Here is a 17,588-nt window from a genome sequence, read left to right on the forward strand (position 1 = left end):
CCCTCCCCTGGTCTGCTGGCTGAGCCGCCGGGATTCTGGCGCGGATTATGCCCGCTCGTCGTCGCGCCCGGTAGGCTTGACGATGTGCCGGATGTGGCCGACGGCGCCCGCGGATGACGCCGCAGGCGCCGCCGCGCGGACTCAGGCCGCCGCGGACTGGCGCTCGGCGCGAGGGCTGCCGGCCAGTCGGAAACGGCCCACTGTCTGCTGCAGGTCGGCCGACTGGGCATTCAATGCACGCGCCGCCGCCGAGGCCTCTTCCACCAGTGCCGCGTTCTGCTGGGTCACCCCGTCCATCTGCACGATGCCCTGGTTGACCTGCTCGATGCCCGCGGCCTGCTCCTGGCTGGCGCTGGCGATGTCTTCGATCAGGCCACTCAATTCGCCCACCGAGGCGACCACCCGCTGCAGGGTCTGGCCGGCCTGGCTGGCCAGCTGGCTGCCTTCGGCAACCTGGCTGCCGGAGGCCTCGATCAGGCCCTTGATCTCGCGCGCGGCCTGCGCCGAGCGCTGTGCCAGCGCCCGTACCTCCGAGGCGACCACGGCAAAGCCACGCCCTTCCTCGCCTGCGCGGGCAGCTTCCACCGCCGCATTGAGCGCCAGGATGTTGGTCTGGAAGGCAATGCCATCGATGACCGTGGTGATGTCGGCGATGCGGTGCGAGGACGCCTCGATCCCGGCCATGGTCTGCACCACCTGCGCCACCGCCGCCCCGCCCTGCGCGGCCACCTCGGCCGCGTCGGTGGCCAGCCGGTCGGCGCGACGTGCGTGGTCGGCGTTCTGCTTGACCGCCGCGGTGAGCTCCTCAAGCGAGGCCGCCGATTCTTCCAGGCTGGCCGCCTGCTGCTCGGTCCGCCGTGACAGGTCCTCATTGCCCGCCGCGATCTCGGCCGAGGCACTGGACACCGATACCGCCGCCTGCTGGATGTCGCCGACGATGGCGGTCAGCTGCGCCACGGTGGCGTTGGCATCGTCACGCATGGTGGCGAACACGCCCTGGAACTCGCCGTCGATGCGGCCACGCAGGTCGCCGGCGGCGAGCGCGCGCAGCAGCCCGGACAACGCGGCGAGGTTGCGGTCGGCGGTCACCATCAGGGTATTGAGGCCCTGGACCATGTCGCGGAAATCGTACTCGAAGGCCTCCGCGTCGCCGCGCTCGCTGAAGTCGCCGGCGGCCGCCGCCGCCACCAGGCGCTTGATCTCGCCGTTGATCGCCAGCAGCCGCCCGCGCACGCCGTTGACCGCCTCGGTGATCAGCGCCTTCTCGCCCGGCAGGTCTTCCATCGACGCCGACAGGTCGCCGCTGGCGTAGGACCGCACCAGGTCGACCATGCGCATCTTGGTCTCGATGTGCGCGGCCACCAGTGCATTGGTGCCGGTCACCATCGTGCCGAACTCGCCCTCGAACCGGCTGGCGTCGATGCGGTGGCTGATCGCGCCATCGGCGTGGCGGCGACTCATCTCGTTCTGCGCCTGGATGATCTCGCGCAGCTTGGCCTGCATCTGTTGCAGTGCGCCCATCAACTGCCCGACCTCGTCCTGCCGCGCGACCACGATCTGCCGGTCCAGGCGACCGGCCGCCACATCGCGCGCCACCTGCCCGGCCTGGGCCAGCGGCGTGGTGAGCATGCGCTTGACCACCACCAGCAGGGCCACGATTACCACCAGCAGGCCGAGCCCGGCCACCAGCGCGATGCGCAGCATCAGCGTGTGCAACACGTTCTGCAGCACCGACACCGGCTCCAGCCCGAGCACCGCCCACTGCCAGGGGCCGTACGCCTGGGCCGAGACGAAGTAGGCCTGCGCAGGGCCATCGGCGCGCTCGCGGATGTGCAGCGTGGCCTGGTCGAGGGTGCCGGCAAGTAGTGCTTCCAGCGCCGGCAGGTCGGCGGCGTCCACATGCGCGGTGATGGACTGGCCCTCGTCGGCCGGTGCGACGATCAGGCTGCCATGGCGTTCGCCGGGACGGGTATCGACCGCCAGGAAGTGGCCTTCCTTGCCGAGCTGCGCGCCGCGCAACCGGGTCTTCAGCGCCGTCAGCCCGTCGGAGTAGTTCTGGCCGACGAAGGCGATGCCGGCCACCTCGCCGTTGGCGTCGGTGATGGGCATGTAATGGGTCATGTAGTCCACCCCGAACAGGCGCGCCGGCCCGGTGTAGCGGCCGCCCTCAAGCAGCTTGCGGTATGCCGGATGCGCATGGTCGAGCACGGTCCCCAGCGCACGCGCGCCCTCGGCGTTGCGCAGCGAGGTGGATACCCGCACGAAATCCTCGCCGTCGCGCACGAACACCGTGGCCACGCCGCCGGTTGCGCTGGCGAAGCGATCCACGGCGGTCTCCTGCAGGTTGATCACCTGCGCCCCCAGGCGCAGCGTCGGCACCTGGCGCTCGCCGACCGCCATCGGGTGGGCGGTGTCCACGCTGGCATCGCCCTCGGGCAGCAGCGCGCGGAAGGTGCCGGCCATGCGTTCGGTGCTGTCGCTCAGACTGCGGTCGTACAGGTCCACCGAATCGCGCATCAGCGCGGTCGAGGACTGCAGGCCGGCCTGCACCCGCTGCTGGTAGCTGCTGGCGGCCTGGCGATAGATGAGCACCGCCAGCACGACGAAGGCAACGGCAGTGATGATGCCCATCAGCAGCGCAAGGCGCGCGCCGATGGACGAGGAGAAAACGGTGGCGGCACGGGTCGTCATCGTTGGTACTCGAGGAGAAAAGTGTGGGATGTTCGTCACACTTCTTATCGGCACCCTTTCTGGTCCTCTTTACGTTTTCCTGCCTAGTCCTTTTGTACTAGGGACAGTACGCAAGTGCTTGTTTCATATGGTTCAAGCGTGAATTGGTTCTTCACAAATCCACTCGAACGTTCAGAATTCCGGCGCGCGGCCGAGGACGGAGGCCGTCGTACCCGCTTGAGGGCGTACGCACGCCCCCGTACGTGCGGGATTGCAGCGGGTCTTGGCAGCGCCCCATTCACGGCGCTAGACTAGGCCCAACGCGAGGCGGTGCCTGCGGGGTTGTTGCGGTATCCGTGGGGCCATAGCTCAGCTGGGAGAGCGCGTCGTTCGCATCGACGAGGTCAGGAGTTCGATCCTCCTTGGCTCCACCACCATTCCAGAAAAAAGCCCCGGGTCTCCCGGGGCTTTTTTCGTTCTGGCGATGCCCGCGACCGGCCGGTCGCGGTCGCGCCGGCTCACGCGGGGTTATCGTCCTTGCGCGGCGGCCGGCGGGTTTCCGCATCGTGGATCGCCTGGTCGGTCTGCGCGGGCCGCTGCCGGGCCGTTTCGTCCTGCTTGCGGTCCTGCTGGCTTTCCTTGACGCCTTCCTGCTGGACCGGCTGCTTGTCTTGGCTGCTCATGCGCTGTACTCGTCGGGGGAGGCAGCCACGCTAGCCCGCCGGTCGTGAGGCAGGGGTCAGGGTCGCGTCGGCGCCGCGTGCGCAGTCACTCCAGCTTGACCACCAGCTTGCCGAAGTTGCGCCCCTTGAGCAGGCCGAAGAAGGCTTCCGGCGCGTTGGCCAGGCCCTCGACGATGTCTTCCCGATACTGCACGCGGCCGTCCTTCAGCCACTGCTCCATCTCCTCCAGGAACGAGGGGAACAAGGCGTTGAAATCGGACTGGATGAAGCCGCGCACCGTGAGGCGTTGGCGCAGCACCTGGCTCATGAAGCCGGGCAGCCGGTCCGGGCCGGGCAGGACCGCACCGCGCGCGTTGTACGTGGCGATGGTGCCGCAGACCGGGATGCGGGCGAAATCGTTGAGCAACGGCAGCACCGCCTCGAACACGTGGCCGCCGACGTTCTCGAAGTACACATCGATGCCGTCCGGCACCGCCGCGCGCAGTTGCGTGGCGAAATCCTCGGCGCGGTGGTCCAGGGCCACGTCGAACCCGAGGGTTTCAAGGTAACGGCGTTTCGCTTCACCACCGGCGATGCCGACCGTGCGCGCGCCCTGCAACCGGGCGATCTGCCCCACTGTCGCACCGACCGGCCCGCTTGCCGCCGCCACCACCAGCGTTTCCCCCGCTTGCAGCCGGCCGATTTCCTGCAGGCCCGCATAGGCGGTGAAACCGGGCATGCCATGCACCCCCAGCGCGGTACTGATCGGCAGCCCGGTGTCATGCAGCCGGCGGGTAATGGCCTCGCCATCCACCACCGCGTGGGTCTGCCAGTTGCCGGTCGCCAGCACCTGCTCGCCCACGGCGAGGCCGGGGTGCGCCGAGGCGATCACCTCCGACACCGTGCGCCCTTCCATCACTGCGCCCAGTGCTACCGGCGGCGCGTACGAGGGGCCTTCCTCCATCCGGCCACGCATGTACGGATCGAGGGACAGATAACGATTGCGCAGCACCACCTGGCCCGGGCCGGGTGTCGGCACGGGCACCTGCTCCACGCGGAAATTGGCGGCCACCGGTTCGCCTTGCGGGCGCGAGGCCAGCACGACGCGGGTATTGGTGAGGTCATTCATCGGTGCAACTCCGGGCGGGTATGACGGGAGGTTCGACACTACGCGCCGTGGACGCCGCGCGGCGGCGGGGTAAAACAGCGTTCCACTGGTGCACGCCAGTGCGCGCCGCGCAGGCCTTGCACGCCGGCGATCGCGGCCCCTGGTGGGGTTGCAGCGTTCCATCGGCACGGCGGCCCTGCCGCGACATGGTCAGCGCGCGCAGCGTGGCGCATCATCACGCCATGAACGCATTGCCTGTCCATTGGCGCCAGCGCCTGCGGCGCGCCCTGCTGCCGGCGCTGGTCTCGGCCACCACCGTAGTGGGCCTGGCCTGCTGGGCGGTACTCGGCACTGAACCGGGTTGCCTGGCCGCGCAGGGCCGCTGGTCGGGCGAGGGCCAGTGCCACACGCGGCTGTGCCTGTTGCAGGGCGACTGCGGCCGCCTGGCCTCGCCTGTGGTTGGCTGCGCCGCCGTCCATCCGGGCGATTCCCGGGCCACGGTCTATTTCCATCTTGGCAACCCGCTGCCCAGCCCGGCCGCGCAGCCACGCTGGCCGCTGGCCAAGGAAAGCAACGGCATGATCCAGGCGCGTTTCGATGGCGAGCGGCTGCTGAGCCTGGACTGCCCGGTCGCGGTCGCGGCCCCGGCGGCTGCACCGTAAACCGCGCAGCGCCGGCGCTCAGCTGGCCAGCCGGACCGCCTCGCCGATCTCCAGCGCCGCCCCGCAGTGGGTGCAGCGCGACGTGCCGAACAACAGCGGCAGCTTCTCGGCGAGCGCGCCGCCATGCGTCTGCGCCATGCCCAGCAGCCAGGCCTCCGCCTCGGACGCCGGGGGACGGTCGCCGCCGTCGATTGGCGCCTTCGGCACGCTGCGCCCGCCGATCCATTCCTGGTCGGTGACGAATGCCTGCGCGTCATCGATCACGATGTACAGATCCGACTGGCAGGCCGGACACACCCCCGACAGCTCGCCCTGCAGCACCCCCGCCAGGTGCCGCGACCAGAGCCGTTCGCCGCGGAACGCAAGCACGGCCTGCAGCAGGTACACGACATCCGTCTCCGCACCGGGTGCATCGCGCCGCTGTCGCAGGGTCTGCACGCTGCAGTCGTCCAGCGACTGCAGCACCTGCGCATGACCGGGCAGCACCACCGGTACGTCGTCGCCATGCGCGACGATCGCACCGGCCAACACCAGCGGCTCCAGCCGCGTCTCCGGCGAGCCTCTCAGCGCCGCGCGCAGCAGATACGGCAACGCGTGGACACTGGCCGTGTAGACCGTGGACTGGTGGCAGAGGCGCGACCAGAGTTCGTCCCAATCCACCTCGGCAATCCCCGCACCGGCATCCAGTGCATTGAGCATGGCGCCGGCGGATTCGGCACTGCCGTAGGCATCGTGCAGTGACATCCAATCGGGCATGGCGTTACTCCAGAGGCGGCGAACCCGCCATCGAACGAGGGAGGATTGTCACCGCGATCGCCGCCATTGCAATGGGCTGACCCCCATTTCGACCCGGAACATGTAATTGAACGCCGATGCCGAGGCGTAGCCCAGCGCATGCGCGATCACGGTCGGCGAGCGGCCCTGGGCCAGCCATTCGATCGCGCGCAGCACGCGCAACCTTGTGCGCCACGCGCGCACGCTCATGCCGGTCTCGCGCTCGAAGTGGCGTGCCAGGGTGCGGGTGGAGACGCACAGTTGCGCGGCCCATGCCTGCATGGGGCGCTCATCGTCGGGCTGGTCGTACAGCGCCTGGCACCAGCGCTGCAGGCGCGCGTCCTGCGGCCACGGCAGGTGCCGTGCATGGCGGGGCTGGCGCAGCAGTTGTGCGGCGATCACCGCGCACAACGCGGCGTAATAGGGGCCGTCGTCGTCGGCGCGGGTGCCGTCCAGTTCGATGATCAACGCCCGCAGCAACGGCGACACGTCCAGCACCATGCACTGCGCCGGCATCCCGGCGGCGATGGCATCGGCCACATAGAGGTTGCGGAACGACGCGTCGCCCAGCGCGCGGGTGTGATGCAGCGTGCCGGTGGGGATCCACAGTGCCTGCTGCGGGGAGATCACATACCGCGCGTGCGCGGCGCTGACCTGCAGCACGCCGTCGGTGGCGAAGGCAAGTTGATTCCAGCCATGCACGTGCGGGGGAAAGTGCTCACCGGGGGCCATCTGCCGGCCATGCGCGACCACCGGCCACGGCAGCGCGCGCAACGGTGGCACGGCCAGCTCGCGACCGGCAGCGCCGGAGGTGGCCGGACGGGTTTGGCGCTTCATCGACATGATGGGTCATTCTATCGAAAGACAGCCGCACCCGGATCGCCGAGGATCGCTGCGTCCCCCCACCCCGCCGACCGCCGATGCCTGCTTCCCGCCCGCCCTCTCCATCGCCCCGCCCCTGGCAGGTCATCGGCGCCGGCATCTGCGCGCTGGTCCTCACCGTGGGCCTGGCCCGCTTCGCCTACACCCCGTTGCTGCCGCTGATGCGGGTCGACGCCGGGCTCAGTGCCGCGCAAGGCGGCTGGCTGGCCACCTTCAACTACCTCGGCTACCTGCTGGGCACCCTGCTGGTGGCGCGGGTGGGCGATATGCGCGTGAAGTTCCACTTCTACCGCATCGGCCTGCTGCTGGCGGTGCTGGCCACCGCCCTGATGGGCATCACCACCGACGTGGCGCTGTGGAGCGCGCTGCGCTTCGTCGCCGGCCTGTCCAGCACGGCCGGGCTGCTGCTGGCCTCGGGGCTGGTGCTGAACTGGCTGCTGTCGCAGCAGCAAAGGCCTCGCCTGGGCCTGCACTTCGCCGGGCTGGGGTTGGGCATCGTGATCTCGGGGCTGGCGACGGCGGCCCTGGCCGGGCATGCCGGGTCCAGCGCCCAGTGGCTGTGGCTGGGTGGGCTGGGCCTGCTGTTCCTGGTCCCGGCCTGGCACTGGATGCCCGCGCCGGTGGCGATCTCCAGCCACACCGATGCCAACGCCCCGGCGCCGCCCGGGCGACGCTGGCGACAGCTGCTGGTCGCCGCCTATTTCTGCGCTGGCGTCGGCTTCGTGGTCAGCGCCACCTTCATCGTCGCCATCCTCGAACAGACCCCGACGTTCCATGGCCACGGCAGCGCGGTGTGGGTGGTGGTCGGCCTGGCCGCCCTGCCCTCCACGTTCGGCTGGGACCGGCTGGCCGCGCGCATGGGCCTGATCCGCGCGCTGATGCTGGCTTTCGCGCTGCAGGCGGTGTCATTCGTGCTGCCGCTGCTGGATGACGGGCTGGCGGCCGGGCTGGGCAGCGCGCTGCTGTTCGGGCTCACCTTCGCCGGCATCGTCAGCCTCACCCTGACCGTGGTGGGCCGCCATTACCCGCACAACCCGGCCAAGGCGATGGCCACCCTCACCCTCAGTTATGGCGTGGCCCAGATCGTGGCCCCGGCGCTGGCCGGCACGCTGGCGCGCGACAGCGGCTCCTACCAGGCGTCACTGCTGCTGGCGGCGGTGATGATGGTGATCGGCATCGTGCTGCTGTGGTGCATGCCGGACGACACGCACTGAGCGGCGCAGGGCGTGCGTGCTGAACCGATATTCATGCGCACGCACCGGGCACGCGGGCATGCGGGATCAAGCACTTGCCTGCGCCTGCGTACCGCGCGGCAACAAATGTGAAATTTTTTTCGCGAAACGCTTGCCGAACCCTGCATACCTCCGTATTATTCGCGTCCTCGCCAGCGGCAACGCAGCGATGAAGTGGCCGAGTAGCTCAGTTGGTAGAGCAGGGGATTGAAAATCCCCGTGTCGGCGGTTCGATTCCGTCCTCGGCCACCAGTATTCGAAAAGACCTGCAGAAATGCAGGTCTTTTTTTTGCGTGTTCTCTCCGTTGCGGGACGCTCTGCAGGCAGCGCCGGATCGACAGCGTCGAGGGCGAAGCGCGGACGATGCGAAACCGATCAACGCACCGGGTTGGCTGCGGCGCGCGCACTCCGCACGCCGCGCACGCGGTACGGTAACGACGTGGATGCACGTCCGCCCGGTGCCAGCGGCTGGCCAGCCTGCGGTCACCCGCTCCCTCCGCGCTGACAGAACCTTTACACGCCCGTGCATGCCTGCACCTAAGCTCGAACGTCCAGCCGAGAGGTCTCCCATGCATCTTCGCCCTACCCTGCTCGCCGCCGGCATGCTGCTCTGGGCTGGCCTTGCGATGAACGCCGTGGCCGCCGCGCCCGTCACCTCCGTGCCCGCCCTGGACATGGGCCGCTACGCCGGCCAGTGGCACGAGATCGCGCACCTGCCGGTGTCGTTCCAGAAAAAGTGCGTGGGCGACATCACCGCCACCTATGCGCTGCGCGCCGACGGGCGGATCAGCGTGCACAACGGCTGTCGCATCGCCGATGGGGAGCGCATCGCCGCCGAAGGCGTGGCGCGCCCGGTCGAGGGCCATCCCGGACGCCTGCAGGTACGCTTCGTGCCGGACTGGCTCGCGTGGGTGCCGCTGGTCTGGGCCGACTACTGGGTGATCGCGCTCGATCCGGACTATCAGTGGGCCGTGGTCGGTGACCCGGCCCACAAATACCTGTGGATCCTGTCGCGCTCGCCGAGCATGGACAGCGCCCTGTTTGCCCGGCTCAAGGCGCGCGCCGAGGCGATGGGCTACGACCTGGCACCGCTGAAGGTGATGGCACCGCTCGACTGAGCACCTCCCGGCCGGCTTACTCCTTGGCGCGCTGGCGATAGTCCAGCGGCGGCGTGGCGCGCTCCAGCAGCGGCACATAGCGGAACTGCGCGCCACGTCGCTGCGCGAACTCCTGCTTCGCCGCCGCCACCGTCTGCGGCGACTGCAACAGGGTTACCGTGGCCAAGGCCAGCACGCGCGCGGCGTTGAGCGCGCCCTTCGCACCGATCGGCGCCCCCGAGGCGGCCACCGCCTGCCAGCTGTGTGCCGGTGTACCCGGGACCCAGGTGGCGGTACTCAGACCGACGGTCGGCACATTCCAGCTGACATCGCCGACATCGGTGGAGGCGCCGCCGGCCTGCTCGGCGCTGTAGGGCTCCAGGGATGCCGCGCTTTCCAGCGCAGGGCGCTGCGGCAGGCTTTGCTGCAGTTGCTGCGCGAACGCGGTATCGGCGGCGTCGTAGATCACCCCACCCACCCGCTGCAGCGAACGCTGCATGATCTGGCCCAGCACATCGTTGGGCAGCAGCGAGTACACGCCACCGGTAGGCTCGAATGTCGCCTCGGTGCCGGTGCCCATCGCCGCACCGCGCGCGGCCAGTTGCAGGCGCGCGATCACATCGCGTACCACGGCCGGATCGACATGCCGCACGTAGTAATAGGCTTCGGCTGCGTCCGGCACCACGTTGGGGGCGGCACCGCCATTGCTGATCACGTAATGGATACGCGTGCCGTCGGGCACGTGCTCACGCATCATGTTGGCCATGTCGTTGAGCGCCTCCACCCCATCGAGCGCCGAACGCCCGCGATCCGGCGCGAGCGCGGCATGCGCGGCGATGCCCTTGAAGCGGAACTTGCCGCTGATGTTGGCCAGGCTGGTGCCCTGCGCGGCGGAGTTGCCATCGGCCGGGTGCCAGTGCAGCGCGACGTCCACGGCGTCGAACAGGCCGGCACGGGCCATGTAGACCTTGCCACTGCCGCCTTCCTCGGCCGGGGTGCCATACACGCGTATCTCGCCGTCGCTGCCGCTGGCCTTCAGCCACTGCGCCACGGCCTGCGCCGCGCCGACCACCGCCGCGCCAAACAGATTGTGGCCGCAAGCCTGCCCGGCGTCCTGGCCCAGCAGCGGGCTGCGCGTCGGCACGGCCGCCTGCGCCATGCCCGGCAGCGCGTCCATCTCGGCCAGCAGCGCGATCACCGGGCCCTCGCCACGGGTGCCATAACGGGCCACGAACGCGGTCGGCATGCCGGCCACCCCGGCCTCGATGCGGAACCCGGCCCTGCGCAGTTCCTGCTGCAGCAGCGCCGAGGCCTGCACTTCCTGGTAACCCAGCTCGGGCCGCGCCCACAGCGCCTGCCCGACCTCGGCCTGGCGGCCGGCGTAGGCGTCCACTGCCGCCAGCACGCTGTCTGGCGCATCGGCGGCGGACGCCGGCAACGCCAGCGCCCCGACCAGCACGGCCACGGCGATGCGCAGATGCCACGCCATCTCAGTAGAACCGTACATTGTCGATCTCGAACCAGATCGTCTCCCCGGCCCTGCCGGTGCCGGAGAACAGCAACTGCTGCACGTCGTCGCCGCGCCATGCCGGCAGCGGACCCGTGCTGCGGTACGGCGGCTGGCCCCGCAACGCGGTGAAGGGAATCTCGAGCGTCTGCCAGCTGCCGCTGGTCGCCAGCGGCGCGCTCCAACGGCGCCCCTCCAGGCCGCGTGCCTCCAGCCGCAGCGTGGCATCGGCACGCACGTCCACGCGCACGCCGTGCCAGCGGCGCAGGTCGGCCGGTGCCACCGACCCGCGCGTCAACGGCAGGATCACCGCTGCATGCGCATCGTCCTTGCTGGACAGCCGGGCCTGCATCGAGAGCGCCTTGCCGCCCTGCTCGCGGTCGATCACGGCGGTGACCTGCACGGTGCGGTCGTTGCCGCCGTCGGCATCGTCATTGCGCAGCGTATCCAGCGCGGTGCGTTGGTCAGCGCGTTCGAAATCATCGACGAGCGCGTCGATGGCCAGCGGCGGCAGCGCGGTGGCACGGTTGCCGGCCGGCTGCCGCACGCCCTTGCCCACCACCTGGCGCCCGGCCACGTAGACCTGCTCGGTGTTGCGCACGTCGCTGATGCGCTCCCACGGCCGCCCCCGGACCAGCAGCAGGTCGGCGCGCTTGCCGACCTCGATGCTGCCACGGTCGCCCAGCGCCAGGGCCTCGGCGCTGTCACGGGTGCCGGCCAGCAGCGCCTCGGTCGGGGTCAGACCGGCCTGCACGAACAGCTCCAGCTCACGCAGGGTGGACGCGCCGTGCGGGGTGCCGGTCATGCCGGCATCGGTGCCGAGCACGATCGGAATGCCGGCATCGTGCAGGGTCTTGACGTTGTGCAGCGCGTTGGCGAAGTTGGCCTCGCGCTGCCGGTACGCCTCGGTGCCGGCGCGCGCCTTGCCGCTGCCATCCACGCGTTCGGGCAGGTACACCGCCAGCGACGGTGCGTAGCGGGTGCCATGCTGCTTCATCAGCGCGATCAACGCCGCGTCGGCCGGGCCGTCCTGCACGCTGTGCGCCAGCGCATCAACGCCGGCCCGCGCGGCCGTCTTGCCACGCTTGACCATCACGGTGTGGGTGAACACGCGCAGCTGCTGGCGATGGGCTTCGGCGACCAGCGCGGCGAGCGTTTCCTCGTCCATGCTGCTGTTGTCGGCGGCGTTGGAGTAGCGCCAGCCATCGGTGAACGCCTTGATGAAATCCGGCGCGTACGCGGCCACCGCCTTGACCGCCGCCGTGGCGGCCTCCGGCGAGTTGACCCAGCGCGTGGTGTTTTCATCGCCCCAGTCGGCGCCGTGGCCCAACGGGGTGCTCATGCGCGCGGCGAACTTCACATCCGGCGCGTCGATGCTGTGCAGCCATGCCCGGCGCGGCGCATAGGCCTCCGGCGGCTGGTGGAAGTCGCTGACCGTGGTGACCCCGGCGGCCAGGTAACGGTTGGCGATCTGCGGCAGCGTCGCCGGCTGCGCGTTCGGCGTCCAGTGCGTGTGCAGGTCGAACAGGCCGGGCAGCAATGCCTGGCCTTTCGCGTCCACCTGGCGGGTGTGCGCCGGCGCCTTGAGCCCGCTTCCAATCGCGGCGATGCGCCCGTCCTGCACCAGCACGCTGGCCGCGAACGGCGCGCGGCCGGTGCCGTCGAACACCATCGCATTGCGGATCAGCACGTCCGCGTCGGCCGCGCTGGCCACCCCGACGGCGCCGGCCAGCAGCACCCCGGTCAACAGCGCCAGCCGGCGCGCGCGCAACACAGTCGAGTTCATTCGGGCGTCCTGGTTCATTGCAGTGAGCGCGGTGCGCTGTAGGAGGCGTTGTGCGGCGTGCGCAACCAGACATCGTTGCCCTCCTGCTCCACGTCCAGCCCCAGGCTGAGCGCGACGCTGCGGGCGAAGCCGATCGGGTCGTTGGCCGAGTACAGCCCGACGATGCGGCGGCTGCCGACCAGCGGGTCATCGATCATGATGCGCACATCGCTGTAGCGCAGGAACTGCGCGGCGGCGACCGAGAGCGTGTCGCCATTGAAGGAGAGCATGCCCTCGCGCCAGGCCAGTTGCTGGTCCAGGTCGTCGTGGCCCACGCTCTCGATGCGGATGCCGTGGGTGCGATTGGCCAGTGCGCGATGGTTGGCCAGCAGCCGGGTCGGTGCGATCGCGCCACTGGCATTGGCCACATCCACGATGCCCTCGCGCACCAGCACTTCCACACCGCGGGTGCGCTGCTCGTTGAGGCTGACCGAGAAGCTGGTGCCGACCGCGGTCACTGCGGTATCGCGCGCCACCACCACGAAGGGACGGGCGCGGTTCTTGGCCACGTCGAACAGGGCCTCGCCGCGCAGCAGGCTGAGCTCGCGGCGCTTGTCGGTGTAATGCACGCGCACCGCCGCACCGGAATCCAGCGTCACCGCCGAGCCGTCGGCCAGCGGTACGCGGCGAATCTCGCCCTTGGCGGCGACGTAGTAGTCACCGGCATCGGTGTGCGGGTGCACGCCCAGCACCAACAGGCACAGCGAGGCAGCCAGCCCCATCGCCCACTGCAGGCGCGGCCGCGACCCGGCGACGGGCCTGGCCGCCGGCACCCGATCGGCACTGCCCAGCGCGCGGGCACGCCCGGTGCGCGCGTACACCGCATGGGCGCGTGCGTAAGCCCCGAAGTGGCGGCGATCGGACGCCAGCCAGCGGTCTCGCTCGGCCAGTTCTTCCGGTGGCAATGGCCCGCGGTCCTCGCGCGCTACCCAGCGCGCGGCCTCGTCATCGATCCGGTTCTCAACGCCGCCTTGCATGGACCGCCTCCGTGTTGTCCGGTTTTCCCGTGGATCCTGCCTCACCCGCACCTTGTTTCATCGACTCCATCAACAACCGGATACCCTTGCATACGTGCTTTTCCACCGTGTTCTCGCTGATCTGCATGCGTTCGGCGATCTCGCGCTGCGAGAACCCTTCCACCCGGCGCAGGATGAAGGCCTGGCGGCACTTGTCCGGCAACTGCGCGATCAACGCGGTGACTGTGTTGAGTTCCTGGCGCGAAGACGCCAGCCGTTCCGGTGAGGCGTCCTCACCGGTGATCGGCAGCCGATCGAACTCGGCCACCATCTCCATCGAGACCACCTGGGCGCGGCGCAGCTGCTGCAGCACCACCGATTGCGCCACCTGGTAGACATAGGCGCGCGGCTGCCGCACGTGCGAGACGTCGGCCATCGCGGCCAGGATGGCGTAGGTCTCCTGCACCACGTCATCCACGTCCTGCGCCTGCGCCATGCGCCGCCGCAGCCAGTCGCGCAGCCCCCGTTCGCACGGCAGGACATGCTCGGCCAACCACAACGCCCGCTCTGCTGCCAATGTTGCGCCCATTCAAACTCCTGCTGCGCTGCCCGGCATCGACCGGGCAGCGATGTAAGGAAGGAACCGAAGATCAGAACGCCTTGGTCACGCTCGCATACCAATAACGCGGATAGGCCTGGTACACCGCCGAGGAATACCCGTAGCTGTCATCGGACACCGGCGGTCGCTTGTCGGCGAGGTTGTTGGCCCCCAGCTTGAGCGATACCCCGTTGAACATCCCTTCGCGGTTGAAGTCGTACTTGACGAAGGCGTTGGCCAGGGTCTGCGATTTCACCGTCCACGGCGTGCCATCGGCCAGGGTCAGGCTGGTTTCATGGTAGCTGCTGGCGTAGCGCGCGCTCGCGCCGACGGTGACGTTCTGGTAGCGCCAGGTAAGGTTGCCGCTCCACTTCCACTTGGGATTGCCACCGTCACCGATCAGGTCGCCGCCGCCGGTGATGGCGATCGAGGGATCGACCAGGCCGGTGGCCTTTGCATCTTCCAGCGCCTGCAACGCCGGCGAACGATCGCGATAGAACTCGATCAGGCGCGTACCGTTGATGCCGATGTCGACGCGGCCGATGCCGGTCTCCGGCGAACTCCAGGCCAGGCTGTAATCGACCCCGCGCACGGTCTGCGGCTGCATGTTGACGTACTGGTCGGTGACATAAAGCACCTTGCCGGCCGGGTCAAGCCCGGTGCCGGCGAAGCGGGCGATGTCATCGGCGGTCGGCGCGGCACGCACCACGTTGGCATTGCTGCTGCCCTGCTGGCGCAGCAGGTAGTCCAGGATCAGGCCATTGCCTTCGCCGAACAGGCCGATGATGCCTTCCTGCGCGTACTTGTAGTAATCCACCGCGAAGGTGAAGCGGCCGAAGTCGTCCGGAATGAACTGCGGCTGGAACACGATGCCGGCGCTGGTATTGGTGGAGGTTTCCGGCTTGAGGTCCGGGTTGCCCGAGCGCCGCGCCGTGGTGGACGAGCGGTAGGTGGTGCCGCAGGCATTGATCGAGGCCAGCGCACCGGAGCGCACGTCCGCTTCGCACTGGATGTAATCGGTGCGCGTGTTGGAGCGGCTCACCACCGTGGCGTTGACCTGTTCCAGGTTGGGCGCACGGAAACCCTTGGCCCACGACGCGCGCAGGGTGAGCCCGTCGACGACGGTCCAGCCGAGGGCCAGCTTCGGCTTGGTGACGTTGCCGAAATCGCTGTAGTGCTCGGCGCGGCCGGCCACCTGCAGGTCCAGCGCGCGCACCAGCGGGATGCCCATCTCACGCGACACCAGCGGTACCGAGAACTCGGCGAACAGGCCGGCGACGGTGCGCGACCCTTCGGTGTCCGGGGTCGGGCTGACACCGTACATGTCGCTGGGATAGGCGATACCGGTGATGCTGTCGGTGTAGGTGAAGGTGCCGTCCACGCGGGCATCGCGGTCGTCGCGCTGGGTTTCCCGGCGCACTTCCAGCCCGGTGGCCATGCCGACATCGCCGGCCCAGGTCCGGAACAGGTCCGGACGCGAGGCCTTGATGTCCCACAGATACAGCTCGGTCTCGCTCTTGCGGGTGGCCTTGTAGAAGAAGCGGTCGAGCTTGCCGTAGTCGTTGCAGCCACCGCAGAACGGGTTGTAGGCCGCCGAGGTGGAATCCGCCAGCGCCTGCTGGAACAGGGTCATGCTGACCGCATCCTGGGTGTCCACCACCTTGGCCCTGGAATACAGCGCCGCCGTTTCCCAGTCGAAGCCGAAGTGGAAACCGCGCAGGCCGCCCAGGGCACGCAACTGGGTGTTTTTCACCTCGATCTGGGTGGGACGTTCGAAGCGGTAGCTGCTGATGCTGACCGGAATGCCGCCCGCGGCGACGTTGAGATTGGCCAGCCGGTTCGGGTTGACGCTGCCATCGGGCAGGCGGGTGGCACCGAACGGGTTCCAGTAGTTGCTGGCGGCCACGGTCATCGGCAGCGCGGCGATGGTGTTGACGCCCGACTGCAGGCTGCGCGCCTCCGACTGATACCAACCGGCTTCGCCGAAGGCGGTGATGCCGTTGTCGAAATCATGCTTGCCGGTCAGGAACAGGTTCACCCGGCGCACGTCGGGCGTGATCGACAGCGGGAACTGCGCCTGCTGGTTGTCCAGCAGGTTGCGGTCGGCACCGGCGGTGGCCTTGCTGCCGTACTGCACGCACAGGCCCTGGCCGAGACTGGCGTTGCAGCCTTCATTGGTGCCGGGCTGCACGTGGAACGCGCCGGCGGCGGTGGTCAGGAAGGTAGTGCCCTGGCGCACGCGCGGACCGATCGCGGTGAAGTTGCCCCACGGGCTGTTGCTGTTGCGGTTGTCGGTGCCGCTCAATCCCTCGAACGCGGTGCCCACGAAATCCGGCGCGCGGTCGGCACTGCGGGTCCAGTCCTGGTCCAGCGAGTTCAGGCCGGTGGTGGAGTAGTAGTTGAAGGCCAGCGTGATGTTGCTGCGCAGGTCCTCGGAGTTCCTGCCGACCAGGCCATTGATGCCGAGATCGCGCAGATTCGTGCCCTCGCCGATGCCGCGCTGCACGCTGATGGTGCCGCCGTCGACATCGTCGCGCAGAACGTTGTTGACCACGCCGGCCACCGCGTCGGTGCCGTAGATCGCCGCAGCGCCGTCGAGCAGCACTTCCACCCGGCGCAGGTTGGCAACGGGGATGGTGTTGGCGTTGTAGGTCAGCACGGGGACGAGGTTGCCATCGGCCTGGCTGGTGGGGTGGACCACGGTGCGGCGGCCGTTGATCAGCAGCAGGGTGTTGCCGACGCCGAGCCCGCGCAGGTTGACCGAGGCGATGTCGCCGCGCGCATAGTTGGAGCTGTTGCCGCCGTTGGTGCCACTGAAGGAGACATCGCCCATCTGCGGGATGGAGCGGTACAACTCGTCGCCGGAGACGGCGCCGGTGGCTTCGATCTGTTCGGCCTGCAGGGTGGCGACCGGCAGCAACGCCGCGCTCTTGGCACCCTTGATCTGGGTACCAACGACGGTGACCGAGTCGAGGGTGACCGGCGCGTCGCGGGCCGGCTGCGGGGCCTGGGTGTCGGCCACGGCGACCGGTGCGGCGGCTTGCGTGGCCAGCAGTCCGCTGCTGCCGAGGGCGGCCAGCAAGGGCCGATCGGCGCGCAGTGTAATGGTACGGCCATCATCGGAGGCGACACTGAGCCCGGTCCCGGCCAGCAGTTGTCCCAGTGCCTGGCGGGCGTCCATCTGGCCCTTGAGGGCGGCGACGGCCACGGCGTTCTCCCGATCGCCGACGGCGGGGCTGATGATCTGGATTCCGGCCTGGCGGGCGAATTCCGGCAATGCTTCCTCGATACGCCCCCCGGCGATATCGAAACTGGCCTGCTGGGCCAGCGCGGGCATGACCATGCCCAGCACCGACACCATCAGGCCTCCGCGGATGGCGCGGGCCAACGGCTGCAACTTGTACGAACGCATGGATACTTCCCCGTGAAAGTGAACATGAGCGGCGATGTTTCGTACCCCCCTGAACAATCCAGATGCACCGGCGCGCGTGTTCCGCCATCGGCCGTGGATGTTCGTTGTTCCCTTGGGTCGACTTTACGGGCTTCTTTCTTTTTGCGGTGAAGCCGAACAGCTGAAGCGCTGGAAGCGCTTGGCTAGGCGTTCTCTGGCGTGCG

At 69.1% G+C, this 17,588-nt stretch carries 13 protein-coding genes and 2 tRNA genes; 5 read left to right on the top strand and 10 right to left on the bottom strand.

Annotated elements, in window-relative coordinates; genetic code table 11:
• Window positions 1-141: 141 nt before the first annotated feature.
• Complete coding sequence (locus tag AC1DGC_RS01985) at window positions 142-2,691, bottom strand: Cache 3/Cache 2 fusion domain-containing protein (protein ID WP_478047110.1); 2,550 nt, start codon at window positions 2,689-2,691, stop codon at window positions 142-144.
• 337 nt (window positions 2,692-3,028) lie between these two features.
• On the opposite strand from AC1DGC_RS01985, the gene AC1DGC_RS01990 reads away from it, so the two are divergent.
• Window positions 3,029-3,104: transfer RNA gene (locus tag AC1DGC_RS01990), tRNA-Ala, on the top strand.
• Between the two features lie 84 nt (window positions 3,105-3,188).
• On the opposite strand, the gene AC1DGC_RS01995 is transcribed toward AC1DGC_RS01990, so the two are convergent.
• Both AC1DGC_RS01995 and AC1DGC_RS02000 read right to left on the bottom strand, forming a co-directional pair.
• Window positions 3,189-3,353, bottom strand: coding sequence for a hypothetical protein (locus AC1DGC_RS01995; RefSeq protein WP_259203491.1), 165 nt, complete (start codon window positions 3,351-3,353; stop codon window positions 3,189-3,191).
• Between the two features lie 85 nt (window positions 3,354-3,438).
• Window positions 3,439-4,461: an NADP-dependent oxidoreductase gene (locus AC1DGC_RS02000; protein ID WP_478047111.1), complete on the bottom strand. Its 1,023-nt coding sequence runs from the start codon at window positions 4,459-4,461 to the stop codon at window positions 3,439-3,441.
• Between the two features lie 221 nt (window positions 4,462-4,682).
• Between AC1DGC_RS02000 and AC1DGC_RS02005 the strand changes: the two genes are divergently transcribed.
• Complete coding sequence (locus AC1DGC_RS02005; protein ID WP_478047112.1) at window positions 4,683-5,102, top strand: hypothetical protein; 420 nt, start codon at window positions 4,683-4,685, stop codon at window positions 5,100-5,102.
• Between the two features lie 18 nt (window positions 5,103-5,120).
• On the opposite strand, the gene AC1DGC_RS02010 is transcribed toward AC1DGC_RS02005, so the two are convergent.
• Together AC1DGC_RS02010 and AC1DGC_RS02015 are read right to left on the bottom strand one after the other, a co-directional pair.
• Window positions 5,121-5,858, bottom strand: coding sequence for a hypothetical protein (locus AC1DGC_RS02010; protein ID WP_478047113.1), 738 nt, complete (start codon window positions 5,856-5,858; stop codon window positions 5,121-5,123).
• Between the two features lie 48 nt (window positions 5,859-5,906).
• Window positions 5,907-6,713, bottom strand: a complete 807-nt coding sequence (locus AC1DGC_RS02015; RefSeq protein ID WP_259203497.1) for an AraC family transcriptional regulator — start codon at window positions 6,711-6,713, stop codon at window positions 5,907-5,909.
• An 83-nt stretch (window positions 6,714-6,796) separates the two neighbouring features.
• Between AC1DGC_RS02015 and AC1DGC_RS02020 the strand changes: the two genes are divergently transcribed.
• From AC1DGC_RS02020 to AC1DGC_RS02030, 3 genes are all read left to right on the top strand, one after another.
• Window positions 6,797-7,972 carry a YbfB/YjiJ family MFS transporter gene (locus AC1DGC_RS02020; protein WP_394162438.1) on the top strand — a complete coding sequence of 392 codons (1,176 nt, stop codon included), beginning with the start codon at window positions 6,797-6,799 and terminating at the stop codon, window positions 7,970-7,972.
• A 194-nt stretch (window positions 7,973-8,166) separates the two neighbouring features.
• Window positions 8,167-8,242, top strand: a tRNA-Phe gene (locus AC1DGC_RS02025).
• Between the two features lie 317 nt (window positions 8,243-8,559).
• Window positions 8,560-9,108, top strand: a complete 549-nt coding sequence (locus tag AC1DGC_RS02030) for a lipocalin family protein (protein WP_478047114.1) — start codon at window positions 8,560-8,562, stop codon at window positions 9,106-9,108.
• A 16-nt stretch (window positions 9,109-9,124) separates the two neighbouring features.
• On the opposite strand, the gene AC1DGC_RS02035 is transcribed toward AC1DGC_RS02030, so the two are convergent.
• The 5 genes from AC1DGC_RS02035 to AC1DGC_RS02055 all read right to left on the bottom strand — a co-directional run bounded on the left by AC1DGC_RS02035 (window position 9,125) and on the right by AC1DGC_RS02055 (window position 17,385).
• Window positions 9,125-10,576: an amidohydrolase gene (locus AC1DGC_RS02035; RefSeq protein WP_478047115.1), complete on the bottom strand. Its 1,452-nt coding sequence runs from the start codon at window positions 10,574-10,576 to the stop codon at window positions 9,125-9,127.
• 1 nt (window position 10,577) lies between these two features.
• Entirely contained in the window at window positions 10,578-12,380 is a 1,803-nt protein-coding gene (locus tag AC1DGC_RS02040) for an amidohydrolase family protein (protein ID WP_478047116.1), read from the bottom strand.
• A gap of 14 nt (window positions 12,381-12,394) precedes the next feature.
• Window positions 12,395-13,396 (bottom strand): FecR family protein, encoded by a 1,002-nt coding sequence (locus AC1DGC_RS02045; RefSeq protein WP_478047117.1) that lies wholly within the window; start codon window positions 13,394-13,396, stop codon window positions 12,395-12,397.
• Window positions 13,380-13,964, bottom strand: a complete 585-nt coding sequence (locus AC1DGC_RS02050) for an RNA polymerase sigma factor (RefSeq protein WP_394162428.1) — start codon at window positions 13,962-13,964, stop codon at window positions 13,380-13,382. Before AC1DGC_RS02050 ends, AC1DGC_RS02045 begins: the two co-directional genes overlap by 17 nt.
• A 61-nt stretch (window positions 13,965-14,025) precedes the next feature.
• On the bottom strand, window positions 14,026-17,385 hold the full coding sequence (locus tag AC1DGC_RS02055) for a TonB-dependent receptor (protein ID WP_478047118.1): 3,360 nt from the start codon (window positions 17,383-17,385) through the stop codon (window positions 14,026-14,028).
• Window positions 17,386-17,588: the final 203 nt, after the last annotated feature.

The sequence above is a fragment of the Stenotrophomonas sp. 05N37 genome (genome assembly GCF_056397365.1).

What these genes read in the sequence shown, in the direction of transcription:
- AC1DGC_RS02030 (WP_478047114.1), top strand. Translation starts at nt 8,560, where the DNA reads ATGCATCTTCGCCCTACCCTGCTCGCCGCCGGCATGCTGCTCTGGGCT.
- AC1DGC_RS01985 (WP_478047110.1), bottom strand. Translation starts at nt 2,691, where the DNA reads ATGACGACCCGTGCCGCCACCGTTTTCTCCTCGTCCATCGGCGCGCGC.
- AC1DGC_RS02045 (WP_478047117.1), bottom strand. Translation starts at nt 13,396, where the DNA reads ATGCAAGGCGGCGTTGAGAACCGGATCGATGACGAGGCCGCGCGCTGG.
- AC1DGC_RS02015 (WP_259203497.1), bottom strand. Translation starts at nt 6,713, where the DNA reads ATGAAGCGCCAAACCCGTCCGGCCACCTCCGGCGCTGCCGGTCGCGAG.
- AC1DGC_RS02010 (WP_478047113.1), bottom strand. Translation starts at nt 5,858, where the DNA reads ATGCCCGATTGGATGTCACTGCACGATGCCTACGGCAGTGCCGAATCC.
- AC1DGC_RS02035 (WP_478047115.1), bottom strand. Translation starts at nt 10,576, where the DNA reads ATGGCGTGGCATCTGCGCATCGCCGTGGCCGTGCTGGTCGGGGCGCTG.
- AC1DGC_RS02040 (WP_478047116.1), bottom strand. Translation starts at nt 12,380, where the DNA reads ATGAACTCGACTGTGTTGCGCGCGCGCCGGCTGGCGCTGTTGACCGGG.
- AC1DGC_RS02050 (WP_394162428.1), bottom strand. Translation starts at nt 13,964, where the DNA reads ATGGGCGCAACATTGGCAGCAGAGCGGGCGTTGTGGTTGGCCGAGCAT.
- AC1DGC_RS02020 (WP_394162438.1), top strand. Translation starts at nt 6,797, where the DNA reads ATGCCTGCTTCCCGCCCGCCCTCTCCATCGCCCCGCCCCTGGCAGGTC.
- AC1DGC_RS02000 (WP_478047111.1), bottom strand. Translation starts at nt 4,461, where the DNA reads ATGAATGACCTCACCAATACCCGCGTCGTGCTGGCCTCGCGCCCGCAA.
- AC1DGC_RS02055 (WP_478047118.1), bottom strand. Translation starts at nt 17,385, where the DNA reads ATGCGTTCGTACAAGTTGCAGCCGTTGGCCCGCGCCATCCGCGGAGGC.
- AC1DGC_RS01995 (WP_259203491.1), bottom strand. Translation starts at nt 3,353, where the DNA reads ATGAGCAGCCAAGACAAGCAGCCGGTCCAGCAGGAAGGCGTCAAGGAA.
- AC1DGC_RS02005 (WP_478047112.1), top strand. Translation starts at nt 4,683, where the DNA reads ATGAACGCATTGCCTGTCCATTGGCGCCAGCGCCTGCGGCGCGCCCTG.